This window comes from Rhodococcus sp. WMMA185, from assembly GCF_001767395.1.
Lineage (GTDB): Bacteria > Actinomycetota > Actinomycetes > Mycobacteriales > Mycobacteriaceae > Rhodococcus_F.
Map to the genome: position 1 here is coordinate 84706 of NZ_CP017014.1, position 17060 is coordinate 101765.

15 protein-coding genes and 1 pseudogene are annotated in these 17060 nt (G+C 64.1%); 14 read left to right on the top strand and 2 right to left on the bottom strand.

The window, feature by feature from the left end:
- Positions 1-3 precede the first annotated feature (3 nt).
- Genes BFN03_RS00320 through BFN03_RS00340 form a run of 5 tightly spaced genes read left to right on the top strand, consistent with a single transcriptional unit; the run spans position 4 to position 3121 of the window.
- A complete protein-coding gene (locus tag BFN03_RS00320; RefSeq protein ID WP_070380473.1) occupies positions 4-507 on the top strand; it encodes a methylated-DNA--[protein]-cysteine S-methyltransferase in 504 nt (167 codons plus the stop codon).
- Positions 507-998 (top strand): RNA polymerase sigma factor, encoded by a 492-nt coding sequence (locus tag BFN03_RS00325; RefSeq protein WP_070377332.1) that lies wholly within the window; start codon positions 507-509, stop codon positions 996-998. Before BFN03_RS00320 ends, BFN03_RS00325 begins: the two co-directional genes overlap by 1 nt.
- A complete protein-coding gene (locus tag BFN03_RS00330) occupies positions 995-1600 on the top strand; it encodes a methylated-DNA--[protein]-cysteine S-methyltransferase (RefSeq protein WP_070377333.1) in 606 nt (201 codons plus the stop codon). Before BFN03_RS00325 ends, BFN03_RS00330 begins: the two co-directional genes overlap by 4 nt.
- Positions 1601-1613: 13 nt before the next feature.
- Positions 1614-2270: an alpha-ketoglutarate-dependent dioxygenase AlkB family protein gene (locus tag BFN03_RS00335; RefSeq protein WP_070377334.1), complete on the top strand. Its 657-nt coding sequence runs from the start codon at positions 1614-1616 to the stop codon at positions 2268-2270.
- Positions 2267-3121, top strand: a complete 855-nt coding sequence (locus tag BFN03_RS00340; RefSeq protein ID WP_070377335.1) for a DNA-3-methyladenine glycosylase family protein — start codon at positions 2267-2269, stop codon at positions 3119-3121. Before BFN03_RS00335 ends, BFN03_RS00340 begins: the two co-directional genes overlap by 4 nt.
- Here the strand turns inward: BFN03_RS00340 and BFN03_RS00345 are convergent.
- Together BFN03_RS00345 and BFN03_RS00350 are read right to left on the bottom strand one after the other, a co-directional pair.
- Entirely contained in the window at positions 3118-5340 is a 2223-nt protein-coding gene (locus tag BFN03_RS00345) for an MMPL family transporter (RefSeq protein WP_070377336.1), read from the bottom strand. The two genes, BFN03_RS00340 and BFN03_RS00345, sit on opposite strands and share 4 nt — an antisense overlap.
- A gap of 81 nt (positions 5341-5421) precedes the next feature.
- Positions 5422-6954: a bifunctional 3'-5' exonuclease/DNA polymerase gene (locus tag BFN03_RS00350; protein ID WP_070377337.1), complete on the bottom strand. Its 1533-nt coding sequence runs from the start codon at positions 6952-6954 to the stop codon at positions 5422-5424.
- A gap of 117 nt (positions 6955-7071) precedes the next feature.
- Between BFN03_RS00350 and BFN03_RS00355 the strand changes: the two genes are divergently transcribed.
- From BFN03_RS00355 to BFN03_RS00395, 9 genes and pseudogenes are all read left to right on the top strand, one after another.
- Complete coding sequence (locus BFN03_RS00355; protein ID WP_070377338.1) at positions 7072-7281, top strand: hypothetical protein; 210 nt, start codon at positions 7072-7074, stop codon at positions 7279-7281.
- A 149-nt stretch (positions 7282-7430) separates the two neighbouring features.
- On the top strand, positions 7431-7985 hold the full coding sequence (locus tag BFN03_RS00360; protein ID WP_070377339.1) for a MarR family winged helix-turn-helix transcriptional regulator: 555 nt from the start codon (positions 7431-7433) through the stop codon (positions 7983-7985).
- A 106-nt stretch (positions 7986-8091) separates the two neighbouring features.
- Positions 8092-9291, top strand: coding sequence for a homogentisate 1,2-dioxygenase (locus BFN03_RS00365; protein ID WP_070377340.1), 1200 nt, complete (start codon positions 8092-8094; stop codon positions 9289-9291).
- Positions 9288-10146: pseudogene (locus BFN03_RS00370) on the top strand (hypothetical protein). Before BFN03_RS00365 ends, BFN03_RS00370 begins: the two are co-directional and overlap by 4 nt.
- The gene (gene fahA / locus BFN03_RS00375) at positions 10143-11330 is read left to right on the top strand and encodes a fumarylacetoacetase (RefSeq protein WP_070377342.1); all 1188 of its coding nucleotides are present in this window, start codon (positions 10143-10145) and stop codon (positions 11328-11330) included. The pseudogene BFN03_RS00370 and the gene fahA overlap by 4 nt, the downstream one beginning before the upstream one ends.
- Entirely contained in the window at positions 11330-12112 is a 783-nt protein-coding gene (locus tag BFN03_RS00380; RefSeq protein ID WP_070377343.1) for an enoyl-CoA hydratase, read from the top strand. Before fahA ends, BFN03_RS00380 begins: the two co-directional genes overlap by 1 nt.
- 186 nt (positions 12113-12298) lie before the next feature.
- On the top strand, positions 12299-12913 hold the full coding sequence (locus BFN03_RS00385) for a hypothetical protein (protein ID WP_070377344.1): 615 nt from the start codon (positions 12299-12301) through the stop codon (positions 12911-12913).
- Between the two features lie 256 nt (positions 12914-13169).
- Positions 13170-14342, top strand: coding sequence for an acyl-CoA dehydrogenase family protein (locus BFN03_RS00390; RefSeq protein WP_070377345.1), 1173 nt, complete (start codon positions 13170-13172; stop codon positions 14340-14342).
- 161 nt (positions 14343-14503) lie between these two features.
- Positions 14504-16870: an arylsulfatase gene (locus tag BFN03_RS00395; RefSeq protein ID WP_070380474.1), complete on the top strand. Its 2367-nt coding sequence runs from the start codon at positions 14504-14506 to the stop codon at positions 16868-16870.
- Positions 16871-17060: the final 190 nt, after the last annotated feature.

Sequence of the window (17060 nt, forward strand, 5' to 3'; positions counted from 1 at the left end):
ATCGTGAATGACCAGCGAACAGTGCACACTGTCATCGATTCGCCAATCGGTCCGTTGACGCTGGTCAACGTGGGCGGGGTGCTCAGCGGCGTCTACATGCCCGAACACCGTCATCGGCCGAATCCTGCGACGTTCGGAGAGCGCGCCACCTCAGGTTTCGAGGAAGCCACCACCCAACTCGCCGAGTACTTCGACGGCCGACGCACCGAGTTCACGGTGCCCCTCGCCGCCGGGGGCACGCCATTCCAGAGACGTGTCTGGGACGCGCTGCGCACCATCCCGTACGGCGAGACATGGACGTACGGCCAGTTGGCCGAGCACGTGGGAAGTCCGGCCGCCGTGCGTGCGGTGGGTGCTGCGAACGGCAAGAATCCGATCAGCATCATCGTTCCATGCCACCGTGTCGTCGGGAGCAACGGCAAACTGACCGGATACGCGGGTGGCCTCGAGCGCAAACGGTTCCTGCTCGAACGCGAAGCCGAACGCGCTGGACTTCGACTGGTCTGATGGCACTGACGCCGTTCGAAGACGTCGTGGCCGAGCACGGCGCGACCGTCCTGCGGGTCTGTCGCGCGGTAGTCGGACCGGCGGATGCTGAGGACGCCTGGTCGGAAACATTCATCGCCGCGATGCGTGCCTACCCTGAGCTACAGCCGGGGCGCAACGTCGAGGCATGGCTGGTTACGATCGCGCACCGTAAGTCGCTCGACCATATCCGTGCACGCAGTCGCCGGGCTGTGCCCACCGACGAGCTTCCCGAGGAGAGCGCGGACTGGGGGCTTCCCGGCAGCTACGACTCGGAGTTGTGGAATGCCGTTGGCGCACTGCCGGTGAAGCAGCGGGCCGCCGTGGCCTACCACTATCTGGCCGGGCTGCCATACGCCGAGATCGCAGTGATCTTGGGCAATTCCGCGGACGCATCCCGGCGGGCGGCAGCCGATGGAATTGCAGCACTTCGTAAGACCCTCTCGATCGCCGTGAGTGGAGACCGCAGATGAATACCATCCCTGACATCGTCTTTGCGCTGTCCAGGTCGGACTCGGCAGTCGAGCAACGGCTCCGCGAGCGACTCGCCGCCGCGGTCGCCGACGCGGGACTCCTCGACGTCGCCTATCGGACCCTGGACACACCCGTGGGATCGCTCTTGCTGGCTTCCACCGATCAGGGGCTGGTGCGGGTCGCTTTTCCGCGCCAGAATCACGATGCGGTCCTGCAGGCCCTCGCCGACCAGATCAGCCCACGGATACTGCGGGCACCAGCTCGGTTCGACAAGGCGGCCCGTGAGTTCGAAGAGTACTTCCGTGGCGAGCGGACGACGTTCGACCTGCCGCTGGACTTTCGGCTTTCGACGGGCTTCCGACGCTCAGTGCTCAGCCACCTAATCGATATCGAGTACGGGCACACCGCAAGCTATGCCGAGGTCGCGTTGGCGGCCGGGAGCCCGCGGGCAGTCCGTGCCGTGGGTACAGCGTGCGCACTGAATCCGCTCCCCATCGTGGTGCCGTGTCACCGGGTGGTTCGTAGCGACGGCAGCATCGGTCAGTACGCGGGTGGTCCGGAGGCGAAGTCGATTCTGCTGACCATGGAGATGGCGCGATGACCCACGTAGTGCGATGTCTGCACTGATACCCCGGCCCGCGAGGGAGATTGCGCCCTGCGCCGTCCACGTTCCTGACTGGCTCACCCTGGATGAACAGCGTCATTTAGTGGTCGAGTGCCGCCGTTGGGCGACGGCACCGGTTCCGATGCGAGCGGCGCAGTTGCCAACCGGGCACCGTATGTCGGTGCAGACCGTTTGCCTTGGCTGGCATTGGAAGCCGTATTCCTACTCGCGCACCGCTGACGACGCCGGCGGCGGGCGTGTTGCACCCGTGCCTGACTGGCTCGTTGCACTTGGTCGACGCGCCGTGGCCGCCGCCTTCCGTGCTCCGGCCGACGACTACACACCCGATGCCGCGCTGATCAACTTCTACGACGAGACCGCGAAGATGGGCATGCACCAGGACAAGGAAGAGCGATCCGACGCCGCCGTCGTATCGTTGAGCATCGGCGACACGTGCACGTTCAGGTTCGGGAACACCTTCAACCGTGGCAAGCCATATACCGATGTCGAACTCGTCTCGGGTGACCTTTTCGTGTTCGGCGGTCCTTCGCGATTCGCGTACCACGGTGTGCCGAAGGTGTTTCCCGGTACGTGCAGCGTGGACTGTGGGCTGAAGTCCGGGCGGTTGAACATCACGCTGCGCGTGACCGGACTCGCGGACGCATGAAACTCCTTCTGCCATACCGCAGCCCGTTCGCGTGGGCGCCGCTCTGGGGTGCTCTCCGTGCGCACACCATTGAAGGGCTCGAGCGGCACGACCTTGATTCCGGCATCCACACACGGGTGGTGGGCGGACGCCACGGTCCTGCGCTGGTGTCGGTGGTGGCGTGCCCCGATCGAGAGCACGTCGAGGCACGCCTGACGCCAGCGCACCCTGAAGACGTCGAAGCCCTGACGGTCACCATCCGGCGTTGGCTCGACCTCGATGCAGATCCGCTGGTGGTCGATGCGGCGTTGAGCAAGCACCCGAGGCTGGCGGCACTGGTGAAACTCAGGCCCGGATTGCGGCGACTCGGAAGTGTGGACGGGTTCGAGACAGCGGTGTTGACCGTTCTGGGACAACAGGTTTCGCTTTCCGCAGCCCGAACATTCGGGTCGCGACTGGTGTCTGCATACGGACGCCCGGTTCACAACGGATTCTTGGCGTTTCCCGAACCGGAGGCACTGGGGGCGCTCTCGCCCGAGCACCTGCGTTCGACCGTCGGCCTCACCGGCGCTCGGGCACGCACGGTGCATGCGCTCGCCACGGCCGCCGCTGACGGGCTCTGTCTCCACGCGGACACCGACCCGGCAGATTTCCGGGCGGGTTTGCTCGCCTTGCCCGGGATCGGGCCGTGGACTGCGGACTACCTGACGGTGCGGGTACTCGGCGACCCGGACGGGTTCGCGCCCGGCGATCTCGTACTCGGGCGCGCACTGGGTGTCCGAACCGCCAGGGAGGCGGCCGATCTCGCGCAGGCCTGGCGACCGTGGCGCGCGTACGCCCTGTTCCATCTGTGGGCGGAAGCCGCCTACTAATCTTTGGCTTTCGCCAGAGCCGATGGCCACCAGATCTTCTTGCCGATGTCGTGAGAGAGAGCAGGGACGAGGATGCTGCGCACGATGATCGTGTCTAGTAGAACGCCGAATGCGACGGCGAATCCGATTTGTGCGAGGAGGACGAGCGGCAACACTCCCAGGACCGAGAAGGTCGCAGCGAGGACCACCCCCGCCGAGGTGATCACGCCGCCGGTGACCGCCAGTCCGCGTAGGACTCCCGATCGTGTCCCGACATTCTGAGTTTCCTCACGGACGCGGGTCATCAAGAAGATGTTGTAGTCGATACCGAGCGCAACCAGGAATACGAAGGCGAACAGGGGAAATGCCGGATCCGAGTTGGCGAAATGGAAGACGTGCGTAAAGAAGAGTCCGCTGACACCCAATGTAGCCGCGAACGACAGCACCACCGTCGCGATGAGGATGACGGGCGTGAGTAGGGCTCGCAGCAACAGCGCGAGCACGATGAAGATGACAACGAGCACGATGGGGATGATGAGGTTCCGGTCGTGCACCGATGCGATCTGTACGTCGAGAGTTGTTGCGGTAGTGCCGCCGACAAGCGCGTCTGCACCGGGCACGGCATGTACCACATCGCGCAATCGTTCGACCGTCTCGAGGGCCTCGGGGGAGTCGTAGGAGTCGGCGAGCGTCGCGTTCACCAACATGCGCCCGTCGATCGGCTCTACGGTCAGGAAGTCAGGTGGACAACCCTGGCCCGCCTCGGACGCGGCGGCGGCTGGGTTGGACTGGATGAGCGCAGACAGCTTCTCGACATCGACCTGTGGGCATACCGCACCGGGCTCCTGAGAAACCCCCTCCACCGAGCTCGCGGCGTCGATGACGGCCTGCGTCTGATCGGCATTGGTGACGATGACGGCGGGGGCGCCGGCACCCGGGTCGAATTTCGAGTCGTACAACTCTTGGCCCACGACGGCATCCGGGCGGTTGGTGAAGTTCTGCGCAGCGGTCAGCCCGTCCGTCTTCAGGCTTCCGATGCCGACCAGGAACAGCGCGGCCAAGAGCACGGTGGCGCCGATCCAGAAGGGCCGGTCCTTGCTGCCGACCTGTGTCGCGATCTTGCTCCAAAGTCCCTGCGAGGCCAGGTGCGACTCCTCGTCCACCTCGGGTTTGCGCGGCCAGAAGACCCAGTGGCCCGCAGCGGACAACGCGACAGGGAGGAACGTCATCATCATCAGGTACGTGCAGGCGATGCCGATCGCGGCAACGGGACCGAGGCTCTTGTTGGAGTTCAGTTCGGAGAACATCAGGCACAGCAGACCGAGAATGACGGTGACCGCCGACGCGGTGATGGCGGGAGCAGACTCCTTCCACGCCTTGGTCATCGCCTCGAATCTGTTGGGATGGAAGTGCAGTTCTTCTCGGTACCGCGAGATCAGGAGCAGGGCGTAGTCGGTGCCCGCACCGATCACGAGGACGAACAGGATGCCCTGACTCTGACCGGTGAGCGTGAGCACTTCGGCATCGGCGAGGAAGTAGATGACCATCGAGGCCAGACCGAGGGACAGCAGCGCCGAGAAAATCGGGAATATCCACAGGACCGGAGAGCGGTAGACCACCAGAAGGATGAGGACGACCACGGATAGTGCCGCGCCGAGCAGTACGCCGTCGAGCCCCTCGAAGGCGTCGATGAAGGCCACAAGGAGACCACTCGGACCCGCGGGGAGCACCTCGAGGCCGCCGGCAGCGTTCTCGGCGGCCGCCAGTACGTTCTCCTCGGTGGCGACTACAACGTCGCCGGATACAGGGGTGCCGTTCTCGGCGGCTACGAGCGGAACGAAGATCGAAGCTGTGGTGCCGTCCGCGGAGAACTGCGTCGCAGACATGCCCTCGGAGTCGACGCCGTCGACCTCGGCGATAGCCTCTCTCGCTCGTGCGATGGCCGCCCGGTCCTCATCGGTGAGTGCGGACTCGCTGTGGAACAGCACGAAGCCGGGAATCGTCTCGACTTCGAGGAACTTCACGGACTCGTTCGTTACGACCGTCGACTCGGCGGAACTCGACAGGTAGGCGGAGTTGTCGTTCTTCTGGACCTCGGTGAGCTTTCCCTGGAAGGACGCACCGAACCCGCCTGCAAAGAACGCGATGATCGCGAGGGCGACGATGGTGAATGCGGGCCAGCGGAATCTCGGTGAACTCTCGCCGTTCGTGCTCGAGTCCGTCGAATCCAGCTTCGTCATCGGTTCCCCTTCGCCGCCCGCCGGGATCGTGGTTCAGTACACCACACCGAGCCAACCTTCGACGCCGAAACCGTGTGCGTGCTAGGAGCCCTCGGCGTAGCAGGTCCGCACTGCGACATCCATCGGAAACCGCACCCGCGTCTCACCGAACAGCAGGCGGGTAGCAACGTCGACTGCGCCCAGAATGTGCCGTGTGGCCGTGTCGGGATCACGGGTGTGGACCACGACTTCGTCGTGTTGGAAGAAGACAAGCTCACTACCGTGATCGCCCGCGAGGCGACGCCGCAGATCTGCCAGCACACACAGCGCCCATTCGGATGCCGTGGCCTGCACCACGAAGTTTCGGGTGAAGCGGCCCCGAGATCGCGCGTCGCCGTGGGACCAGAAGTCCGGTGAGGGCGGCGGGCAGGCTCGGCCGAGCCACGAGTGCACGATCTCGCCCCGTTCACCTGCGCGGGCCGCCCTCTCGACGAACTCGACGGCGACGGGAAACCGGCTGCGCAGCAGGGTGAGCAGTGAACGTGCCTCGCCCGCAGTCGCACCGTAGAGAACGCCCAGGATCGCCACCTTGGCTTTGTCCCTGTCGCCGTCGAATGTCTCGGCCCCGACCGGGGCGTAGAGATCGTCCGCGCCGGCTGCGGCCATCATGCGAGTGTCGCCCGACATCGCCGCCAGAATGCGCGGCTCGAGCTGTCCGGCGTCGGCGATGACGAAGGTGTGCCCCGGATCCGCGATCACGCTCGACCGAAGTGGTTTCGGAATCTGCAGCGCGCCTCCCCCGCGACTGACCCAGCGCCCGGACACGACGCCGCCGGGAACGTAGATCGGCCGGAAACGATCCTCACTTACCCAGTCGTCGAGCCATTGCCAGCCATTGGTGGTGAACAGCTTGGACAGGTCCCGGTGGCGCAGCAGCAACGGCACGGCAGGATGGTCGACCTCGCGCAGCAAGTGTTTGCGCGTCGACGCGAGTTCGATGCCCTCGCGGCGGAATGCATCGATCACTTCGGCGTGTGAAGCCGGATTGATACGACGACCGAACGCCGTTCCGATCTCAGCGGATACTTCCTGGATCCGCTGGGGGAGGTCGTATCCGGACGGGCGCGGACCGAGTACCGCCTCGAGAAAGGCCCTATGTGAGTCGGCTGAGAACGGGAGTCCGTCGAATCCCATCTCCGCGGCGGCCAAAGCGCCGGCGGATTCGGCGGCGACCAGCAGATCGAGGCGGCCATCACTTCCGATCGTCTGCCGCTGCGCGGCGAAGTCGGCCACCACGCTTGCCGGATCCGTTCTGGGGGCTGTATCGAACAGTGCGGGGCGATCATCTACGGATTCATCCGGCGGCGCGGCTGGGACACCGGCGCGCATGCTCAGGATCGCGTGGGTGAGCGAGAGATCGTGGCAGCGCTGGACCCGTACCCCTGCCCGCAGTAGTGCCGGATAGACGGCCGCGGTGCTCGTCCAGATCCAGCGCGGATGCTCGGAATCCTCGATTTCCCGGACAGCAGTAGCCGCGTCACCACGGTGCTGCGGAGTTTCGAGCGGAACACCCTCGGGATCGACGTGGACGATGGTCGCGCCACCATCCGCATCGGGAACGATCATCACTCTCACAGGGTCAGTCTGCTCTGCGGCACCGACGAACTCGCGCTTCGCCGCGGGCAGAAGGGAACGTTCAAGTCCGCACTAGACTGGACCGAAGAAGCTTCTCGCAGGAAGGCAGGGCACTCGATGGTTACCATCGGGGAGTTCGAAAAGGTCGTGACCGATGGGGTGGTCGCCGGACTCCATTGCAGGTTTGCGGACTACGAGCGCCGCGGGGTCGAAGGCGCCGATCTCGGTGACCCGGATCAGTTTGTCGATCGGATCCTGGCGGCGATGCCCGCCCCGCATCCCTGGTACGAACAATTCGGTGCATTCTGGTCGAGTCCGTCCCCATAACGCCGACAGCGCCGGGGATACGGTTCGAGTGCGCAGTTCTGCAATATCGTCTCCTGACTGTTGCTGCAGCACCACGCACACGATGAATGGCGCAGTAAACTAATTCATCCATTTACCAAAAGTTCGGCTGATCGCGGTAGGGTCCCGTCATGGCTGCAGACGAAGTGCCGACACCACTCGAGGTGCCGGAACGCCTCGACTTCTGGTCGTTCATCGAACTTGCAAACAGGAGGCTGAGCACCGAATTCGGCTCGACCCACGAACTCGCTACCCAGGTTCTGCTGACGCTCAATCGGGCGTCGAACGTGGTGACTTACGACTTGGAGTCGTCGATCCATCGTCCGCGGGGACTTTCGTGGTCGGCATTCCGGCTCATGTTCGTCACGTGGTTGGCCGGTCCCGTCGATGCCAAGACGGCGGCGACCCTGACCGGAATGAGCAGGGCCGCCGTCTCGAACCTGACGAAGACGCTGATCGGCGATGGTCTGATGGAACGGACGCCGGACACCCGGGATGGCCGATCGGTCCAGTTGTCCCTCACCGACCGTGGCTATAGCGAAATCGGCGAGATATACCGCGAACAGAACGAGCGAGAGCATGCGTGGGTGAGCGTCCTCACCGAACCGGAGCAGCGCATTCTCATCATGCTGCTCGACAAACTGATCACCAACCGCCATCAATTCGATGTCCGCGGACGCAACTGAGCCGTCAGGTCCATGGAAGCTGCGCTTGGGGATCTGTGCTTGCCATCACACCCGAGGTGTAGTTAATGTATTTACTAAAGAACTGAAGTGATCAGGGAGATCGATCATGGCCTTCTATCGGCATGTGGGCACCATTCCGCCGAAGCGGCACACCCAGCACCGTGACGACAGCGGTCAGCTCTACTTCGAGGAACTGATGGGCGAGGAGGGGTTCTCGTCGGACTCTTCGCTCCTCTACCACCGCAACATGCCCTCGGCGATCGTCGATGCCACGGTGTGGGAGTTGCCGGACCAGAGCACGACACCCAACCATCCGCTGAAGCCGCGCCACTTGAAGTTGCACGATCTCTTCCCGGAACCCGTCTGGCCCGACACCGATGTGGTCACCGGGCGCAGGCTGATCCTGGGGAATGCGGATGTGCGCATCTCCTACGTGGTTGCCGGCAAGGAGTCGCCGCTCTATCGCAACGCCATCGGCGACGAAATGGTCTACGTCGAATCGGGCTCTGCAACTGTCGAGACCGTGTTCGGAGTGCTCGAGGCCAAGCAGGGCGACTACGTCCTTCTCCCGATGTCGACTACGCATCGCTGGACCCCGCGAGGGCCGGAACCGTTGCGCGCCTATGCGATGGAAGCGAACAGTCACATCGTCCCACCGAAGCGATATCTATCCCGGTTCGGCCAGTTCCTGGAGAATTCGCCGTACTGCGAGCGCGATCTACACGGACCGGCTGAGACCTTGCAGGGCAAGGGCACGGACATCCAGGTGCTCGTCAAGCACCGCACGTCACACGGGATCGTCGGAACGGCAATGGTGTACGCGGACCACCCGTTCGACGTGGTGGGCTGGGACGGGTGCCTCTACCCGTACACGTTCAACGTCTCCGACTACGAGCCCATCACCGGGCGCGTACACCAACCACCGCCCGTGCATCAGGCATTCGAAGGCAACAACTTCGTAATCTGCAACTTCGTGCCCCGCAAGGTCGACTACCACCCACTGTCGATCCCGGTGCCGTACTACCACTCGAACGTCGACTCGGACGAGATCATGTTCTATTGCGGCGGAGACTACGAGGCACGCAAGGGTTCCGGCATCGGTCAGGGTTCGATCTCGATTCACCCCGGTGGTTACGCCCATGGGCCGCAAAGGGGTGCCTACGAACGCAGCATCGGTGTCGAGTTCTTCGACGAACTTGCGGTCATGGTCGACACATTCCGCCCACTCGAACTCGGTGAGGGAGCGCTGGCCTGCGAAGACCCGGGATACGCCTGGACCTGGGCCGGACGTGGGCCTGGGCGATGATCCCGGCCCTGTTCGCGGGTCTGTGCGACGATGCTGCCCTCTTCCCGCCCAGTAGCACACCGATCGAGGAGGCAGTGCCTGCCCATGCTCGGCACCTGTCGGCGCCCTACGCCGCGCTGGTCGGCCCGTTCGTCATTTCCGACACGCGACTGGGTGAGCTGGGAGCCGGCGAATTGAAGCTGAGCCTTACACTGCCAGGCGGCCCGTCCACCCTGGAACCTGCGCTCGCACAGCTGGCATCCGTCGAAGGCGCGGAGGCGGTCGCGCTCGAGATCGCGGTTCCGGACGGGCAGTCGGCGGGCGAATTCCTGAGCGAACTCGACCGGGTGGACGTCCTCGTGCCGGGTCTGGACGTCTTCGTCGAGATCCCCCGCGACGACCGCAGGCAAGGCCTGCTGTCGGCGCTCGCCGATACCCGCTACGCGGCCAAGTTCCGCACGGGAGGCGTTGTCGCCGAGGCATACCCGGACGAGTCCGAGCTTGCACACGCGCTGCATGCGGTGATCGAGGCGGGTCTTCGCTTCAAGGCAACGGCGGGCCTGCACCATGCGGTCCGCAACACCGATCCGCAGACCGGGTTCGAACAGCACGGCTTCCTGAACGTACTCCTGGCGACCCGGCAGGCACTCCGTGGCTCTGATGCGACCGAGTTGGCGGACACTCTCGCCGAGCGTGACGGCACCCGGATCGCCCTCGAACTGAGCCGCCTGCCCGAAGACGAGATCGCCGAACTGCGCGCGACGTTCCGGTCTCTCGGTACCTGCAGCATCCTCGAGCCCCTCGCGGATCTCGTTGCGTTGCAACTTGTACCCTCTTCCGTTCTCGTCTGACGCAGATGAAGGAGCCTCTACATGACCGTCCTCGAGATCCCCGCCGGTTCGCTCTTCGGGCTGCGGAATCTGCCCTACGGCGTCTTCCAGCCGAAGGACTCGGCGCCGCGTGTGGGGGTGCGGGTGGGGGATTGGGTCGTGGATCTCGCCGCGACGTTGGGTGACGACGTATTCGCACAGTCCACCCTCAATGCTTTCATGGCGCAGGGACGCGCTCGCTGGACCGAGGTTCGTCGTCAGGTCACCGAACTGGTGCAGGACGGCGTCGCCGAGACCGCGGTGTTCGCGGTCGACGAGGTGACGATGCACCTGCCCGTGGCGATCGCCGACTACGTCGACTTCTATGCGTCCGAGAACCACGCCACCAATTTGGGGCGGCTGTTCCGTCCGGATTCGGAGCCGCTGATGCCCAACTGGAAGCATCTTCCCGTCGGTTATCACGGTCGTTCGAGCACCGTGATCGTGTCCGGCACCGACGTGGTCCGCCCGTGCGGGCAACGGAAGCCCCCTGGCCAGAGCGTGCCCGACTTCGGTCCTTCCCGTCGCCTCGACATCGAGGCCGAGATGGGCTTCATCGTCGGTGTTCCCACCAAGCTGGGGGAGACCATCGCGCCGGATCGGTTCGCGGAACATGTATTCGGTGCAGTGGTGGTGAACGACTGGTCGGCCCGTGACATCCAGGCGTGGGAGTACGTGCCGCTGGGCCCGTTCCTGGGGAAGAGTTTCGCGACATCGATCTCACCGTGGGTGGTCCCGCTCGATGCGCTCGAGGCTGCCCGCATCGATACTCCCACCCAGGACCCGGAACCTCTGCCGTACCTGCGCGGTGAGGAGAAGTGGGGTCTGGACATCGACCTGGTGGTCGAATGGAACGGTCACATCGTCTCGCGCCCACCGTATTCGCAGATGTATTGGTCGCCGGCGCAGATGCTCGCCCACACCACGATCAACGGCGCCGCGGCCAGTACCGGCGACCTTTTCGCCTCCGGGACCATCTCCGGGCGGGAGAAGAACGAGCGCGGTGCGTTCATCGAACTTACTTGGGGTGGAAAGGAACCCGTTACGATCGGTGACCAGACCCGCACCTTTCTCGAAGATGGTGACGAGATCTCGATCTCGGCGACCGCGCCCGGGGTGAACGGCACCCGCATCGGATTCGGCGAGGTGCGCTCCCGCATCCTCCCGGCGACCGGTGGTATGCAGGAGTAGTGAACCCGAACCTCACCCTGACGACCGTCGAACGAGATTCCGGGATTGCCTTCGTGACGTTGAACCGGCCCGAGCAACGCAACCCGCTCTCGCTCGAAGCCATGCGGGACGTTACGAAAGAACTCCGGAGGTTGGGCGGTGACGACGCGGTTCGCGTCGTCGTGGTCGGGGCCAGCGGCCCGGTTTTCTCCGCGGGACATGATCTGAAGGAGATGGTCGGCCGCACCCTCGAGGAGGAGCGGGCCATTTTCGATGCGTGCGTCGAGATGATGCAGGCGGTGCAGGAGATTCCGCAACCCGTCATCGCTTCGGTTCAGGGAGCGGCGGTCGCGGCGGGCTGCCAACTTGTGGCATCGTGCGATCTGGTAGTTGCGTCGTCGAATGCGGTGTTCGGTACGCCGGGTGTGAAGATCGGCCTGTTCTGCTCGACGCCGATGGTTGCGTTGAGCCGCGCAATCGGCCGCAAACGTGCGATGCAGATGCTCCTGACCGGTCAGAACATCGACGCAGACACCGCGGCGGACTGGGGGTTGGTCAACCTGGTTGTGCCGGCCGAGGACCTCGACGCGCAAACGCGTGAGCTCGCGGAGCAGATCGTGGCGGCCAGTCCGTTGACGGTCAGGATCGGCAAGCAGGCGTTCTACCATCAGATCGACCTGCCGCAGGACCAGGCATACACGGCGATGGCAGAGACGATGGCAACCAATGCCATCACCTGCGACGCGCAGGAAGGGATGCAAGCCTTCGTTAACAAGCGCACTCCGCGATGGCGGGGTCGATGACGGGGCCTGTTGCGCCACCCCGATTACCGGCGAAGTATTGACCGTGCAGTGGCTGCGGTCACGGGCCGTCGGCGTGCGCTGATGGTGGACCGCGACGGGTCGGCCACCGAATTGTGTGCTCGCAGCGGGGCAGTGCCCCGACCGAGGAGATGCAGCGGGGCAGTGCCCCGCCGGAGGAGATGAGAAATGTTCATCCAGGTACTGCAAGGAAAAGTGTCAGATAAGGAGGGTCTCAACAGGTGCCTTGACCAGTGGCTCGAGGAACTGGAACCGACCGCCATCGGGTTCTTGGGAACTACACAGGGGGTGTGCGACGACGGAACGTTCATCGCGTTGGCCCGGTTCGAGTCCGAAGAGGCCGCCAGACGCAACAGCGAGCGTCCCGAACAGGGCGCATGGTGGGCCGCGGCGCAGAAGTGCTTCGACGGAGGGATCTCCGTCATGAACTGCCCCGACGCAACGTCGTGGATGGGTGGGGGATCTGATGAGGCGGGGTTCGTGCAGGTGATGAAGGGTCACACCACCGATGCGAATCGTCTGGCGGAGTTGTTGGACGAGGCCGAACCACAGCGGCGTCAGATGCGGCCGGAGATCCTTGGAGGAACGTTGGGCGCCTATGGCGAGGACGGATTCGTCGAAGCCGTGTACTTCAAGTCGGAGTCCGAGGCCCGCTTACACGAGAAGATGGCGGTCCCGGATGACCTGCGTTCATTGTTCGAAGAAGAGAGTCGGCTAGTGGACGACGTGTCGTACTACGACATGCGCGAGCCGATGTTGGTCACTGCAAAGCGGCAACGCTAGGTGGAAGCAGCCGGACCGCGTCGTTCGCCCCATGCGGTCCGGCCTTGCCGGCTCAAAACTGAACTACGCGTTGCGCTCTGATCAGACCGCGACGGGCGATCCACGCCAGCCAGAATATATGGGCTCGGCCCTGTTGGACCTGGCCCGTCGTGATTGACTGCGGTCGGATTGCGCCATAGCGTACGTGGCGAAATCGCTTGTGTAATCGCTATCTCGCGCATGTTTGTGTGCGCTCCCGCCGGCCCGTGGAGGAACCATGTCCGATCCGCAGACCCTGTCTCAGCTGTTCGCCCTCGACTCTCTGCTCGATGAAGAGGAGATAGCGATCCGGGACACCGTGCGGCGATTCGCGCAGGAACGAATCCGCCCGCATATCGGGGAATGGTTCGAGGCGGCGGCACTGCCCGTGCGGGAACTGGCGGAGGGCCTCGGCGAACTCGGCGTCCTCGGCATGCACCTCGAGGGATACGGGTGCGCCGGAATGAGCGCCACCGCGTACGGTCTGGCCTGCCTGGAACTCGAGGCCGTGGACTCCGGAACTCGCAGCCTCGTATCGGTGCAGGGGTCGCTGGCGATGTACGCGATCCACCACTACGGCAGCGAAGACCAGAAGCAGGAGTGGCTGCCTCGTATGGCCGCGGGCAAGGCGATCGGGTGTTTCGGGCTGACCGAGCCCGACTTCGGGTCGAACCCTGGTGGTATGCGGACGAACGCCAAGCGGGATGGCGACGACTGGGTACTCAACGGTACGAAGATGTGGATCACCAACGGCTCCGTCGCCGATGCCGCGGTGGTGTGGGCACGCGCGGACGACGGCATACGCGGATTCATCGTGCCTACCGACACCCCCGGCTTCTCGGCGCCCGAGATCAAGAACAAGATGTCGCTGCGTGCGTCCGTCACGTCCGAACTGGTGCTCGAGGACGTGCGCCTGCCCGCCTCAGCCATGCTGCCTGAAGCGAAGGGCCTGTCCGGGCCGCTCGGCTGCCTCAACGAGGCCCGCTTCGGCATCATCTTCGGATCGATGGGTGCGGCGCGCGACTGCCTGGAGACCGCAATCTCGTACGCACAGGACCGTCAGGTCTTCGACAAGTCTCTCGCCGCGTATCAGATCACTCAGGCAAAGATCGCCGACATGGCCGTCGAGGTCGGCAAGGGGCATCTGCTCGCGTACCACCTCGGGCGTCTCAAGGACCGCGGAGAGTTGCGGCCCGAACAGGTCAGCACGGGAAAGTTGAATAACGTCCGTGAGGCCATCGCCATCGCGCGCGAGTGCCGAACAATCCTCGGAGCCAACGGAATCACGCTGGAATACCCGGTGATTCGCCACGCGAACAACCTCGAGTCCGTCCTCACCTATGAGGGCACGTCCGAGGTGCATCAACTGGTGATCGGCAAAGCGCTTACCGGCGAGGAGGCGTTTCGGTGAGCATAGGCCGAGTGGCAAATCCGGCCCGTTCGGCGCGATACTTGTAGGAGCGCGGAGTCTTCTACTCCCCCCATTCGTTCTCGGTGCCTTGTGACCAGCAACTATTGTTGGATCCAGCATGCACCGTCGGGCGTTTCGATGTACGGCAAGGGGTGGCAGCGATGGTTGATCGAGCACGCGACAATCGCCAAGTACTTCCGATTCCGGACCGTCAGCATTTCGGCCTGGTGACCTACGACGCGAAGGACCCGGACACTTCGTTTCCACCGATCGAGCAACTACGACCGCCGGCTGGTGCCCCGAATGTGCTCGTCATCCTGCTCGATGACGTGGGTTACGGGGCAAGTAGCGCCTTCGGCGGGCCGGTAAATACTCCGACCGCAGAACGCTTGCAGCGCGGCGGTCTCACCTACACCCGGTTCCACACCACCGCTTTGTGCGCGCCGACCCGAACTGCGCTGCTCAGCGGACGTAACCATCACTCGGTGGGGATGGGCGCGGTCACCGAGATGTCGACTTCGGCGCCGGGGGCCTCGGGTCTGCGTCCGAATACCAAGGCGCCCCTGCCCATGACATTGAAACTCAACGGCTACTCGACCGCCCAGTTCGGCAAGTGTCATGAGGTGCCGCCCTGGCAGACCTCGCCGGTCGGCCCTTTTGATGCCTGGCCCTCAGGTGGCGGTGGGTTCGAGCACTTCTACGGGTTCGTCGGTGGCGAGACCAACCAGTACTACCCGGCGCTCTATGAGGGATTCACCCCCGTGGAACCGGACAAAGGACCTGAGGACGGCTACCACCTCACCGAAGACCTGGCCGACCATGCCATCGAGTGGGTTCGCGCCCAGAAGTCGCTCGCGCCCGACAAGCCGTTCTTCATGTACTTTGCTCCCGGCGCCACACACGCACCGCACAGCGTTCCCAAGGAGTGGGTCGACAGATACACGGGCAAGTTCGCCGAAGGTTGGGACGCGCAGCGTGAAACGACACTTGCGAAACAGAAGCAGCGCGGAGTCGTTTCGCCCGATGCTGAACTGACCGCCCGGCCGGAGGTGATCCCCGCCTGGGACGACATGGACGATGCCCTCAAGCCGGTGCTCGAACGTCAAATGGAGGTATACGCGGGATTCCTCGAGCACACCGACTTTCAGGTCGGTCGCGTTATCGAGGCAATCGCCGCATTGGGCGCGCTCGAGGACACGTTGGTGTACTACATCATCGGTGACAACGGAGCCTCCGCCGAGGGAACGCTCAACGGGGCGTTCAACGAGCTGGCGAGTTTGAACGGGCTCCCCGAGGTCGAGACGACGGAGTTCCTGACGGAGGTCAAGGACAAATTCGGAACGCCCGAGGCCCACAATCACTACTCGGTGGGTTGGGCGTGGGCTATGTGCGCACCCTTCCAGTGGACCAAGCAGGTCGCTTCCCACTGGGGTGGCACCCGCAACGGAACTATCGTGCACTGGCCGACCGGAATCGCTGGCAAAGGAGAGATCAGGTCGCAGTTCAGCCACGTCATCGACGTAGCGCCGACGGTCCTCGAGGTGGCAGGACTTCCTGAGCCCACATTCGTCAACGGCGTGCAACAGTCGCCGATCGAGGGCACCAGCATGGCGTACAGCTTCGACGATGCGGACGCACCGGAACGGCACGATCTGCAGTATTTCGAGATGTTCGGCAACCGCGGAATCTACTACAGGGGGTGGAGCGCCGTCACCCGACACAGCACACCCTGGTTGGCGAACGAGGTTCTGCCCGCGTTCGACGACGACGTATGGGAACTCTACGACGGAGCCACCGATTGGACGCAGGCACACGATCTGGCGGCCGAGATGCCCGAGAAGCTCGCAGCATTGCAGAGGCTGTGGTTGATCGAGGCCGTGAAATATAACGTGCTGCCGATAGACGACCGCCGGTTCGAAAGGTTCAACGCGACCATTGCCGGGCGTCCACAACTGATTTCAGGCAACAAGCAGGTTCTGTTTCCGGGAATGAAACGCCTCAGCGAAAACAGCATCCTCGATATCAAGAACCGGTCGTTCACGGTGACCGCAGCGATCGAGACACCCAGGAAGGGCGCCGCCAACGGCGTGATCATCGCGCAGGGCGGTCGTTTCGGCGGATGGGCTCTGCACGTCAATGCAGGACGGGCCAAGTTCGTCTACAACCTGCTCGGCATAACAGAGTTCGTGATCACGGCGAATGAGGACATCCCTGCGGGGAGTCGGCAGATCCGAGCCGAGTTCGCTTACGACGGAGGCGGTCTCGCGAAGGGCGGCGACGTCACTCTCTACTACGACGGTCGCAGCGTCGGCACTGGCCGGGTCGAACAGACCCACCCGATGATCTTCTCCGCGGACGAGACCACCGACATCGGCGACGACTACGGTATGCCCGTCAGCGCGGGTTACAACGGCGACCCCAAGTTCAACGGACGCATCGAGGTTGTGCAGATCGAGGTCGGCGACGACGACCATTCTGACCTGATCGACCCGGCCGAAGTCGCGCGGGTGGCCATGAGCCGTCAGTGACCGGACGCGGTGCCTACCGTCGGGTTCCGTGGGGCCTGTCCGAACCGACCTGCGTCGTCAGGGAATCAGCGACCCGCGAAGCTGAAAGTGGAAGCACCGTCGAATGGTAGCTGTCCAAGGACGGGGGGTGTTGATTTCCGACTAGACACGCAAGGAGGTGTCCGGGTGCGCTGCGACCCCAGCCTGAGTG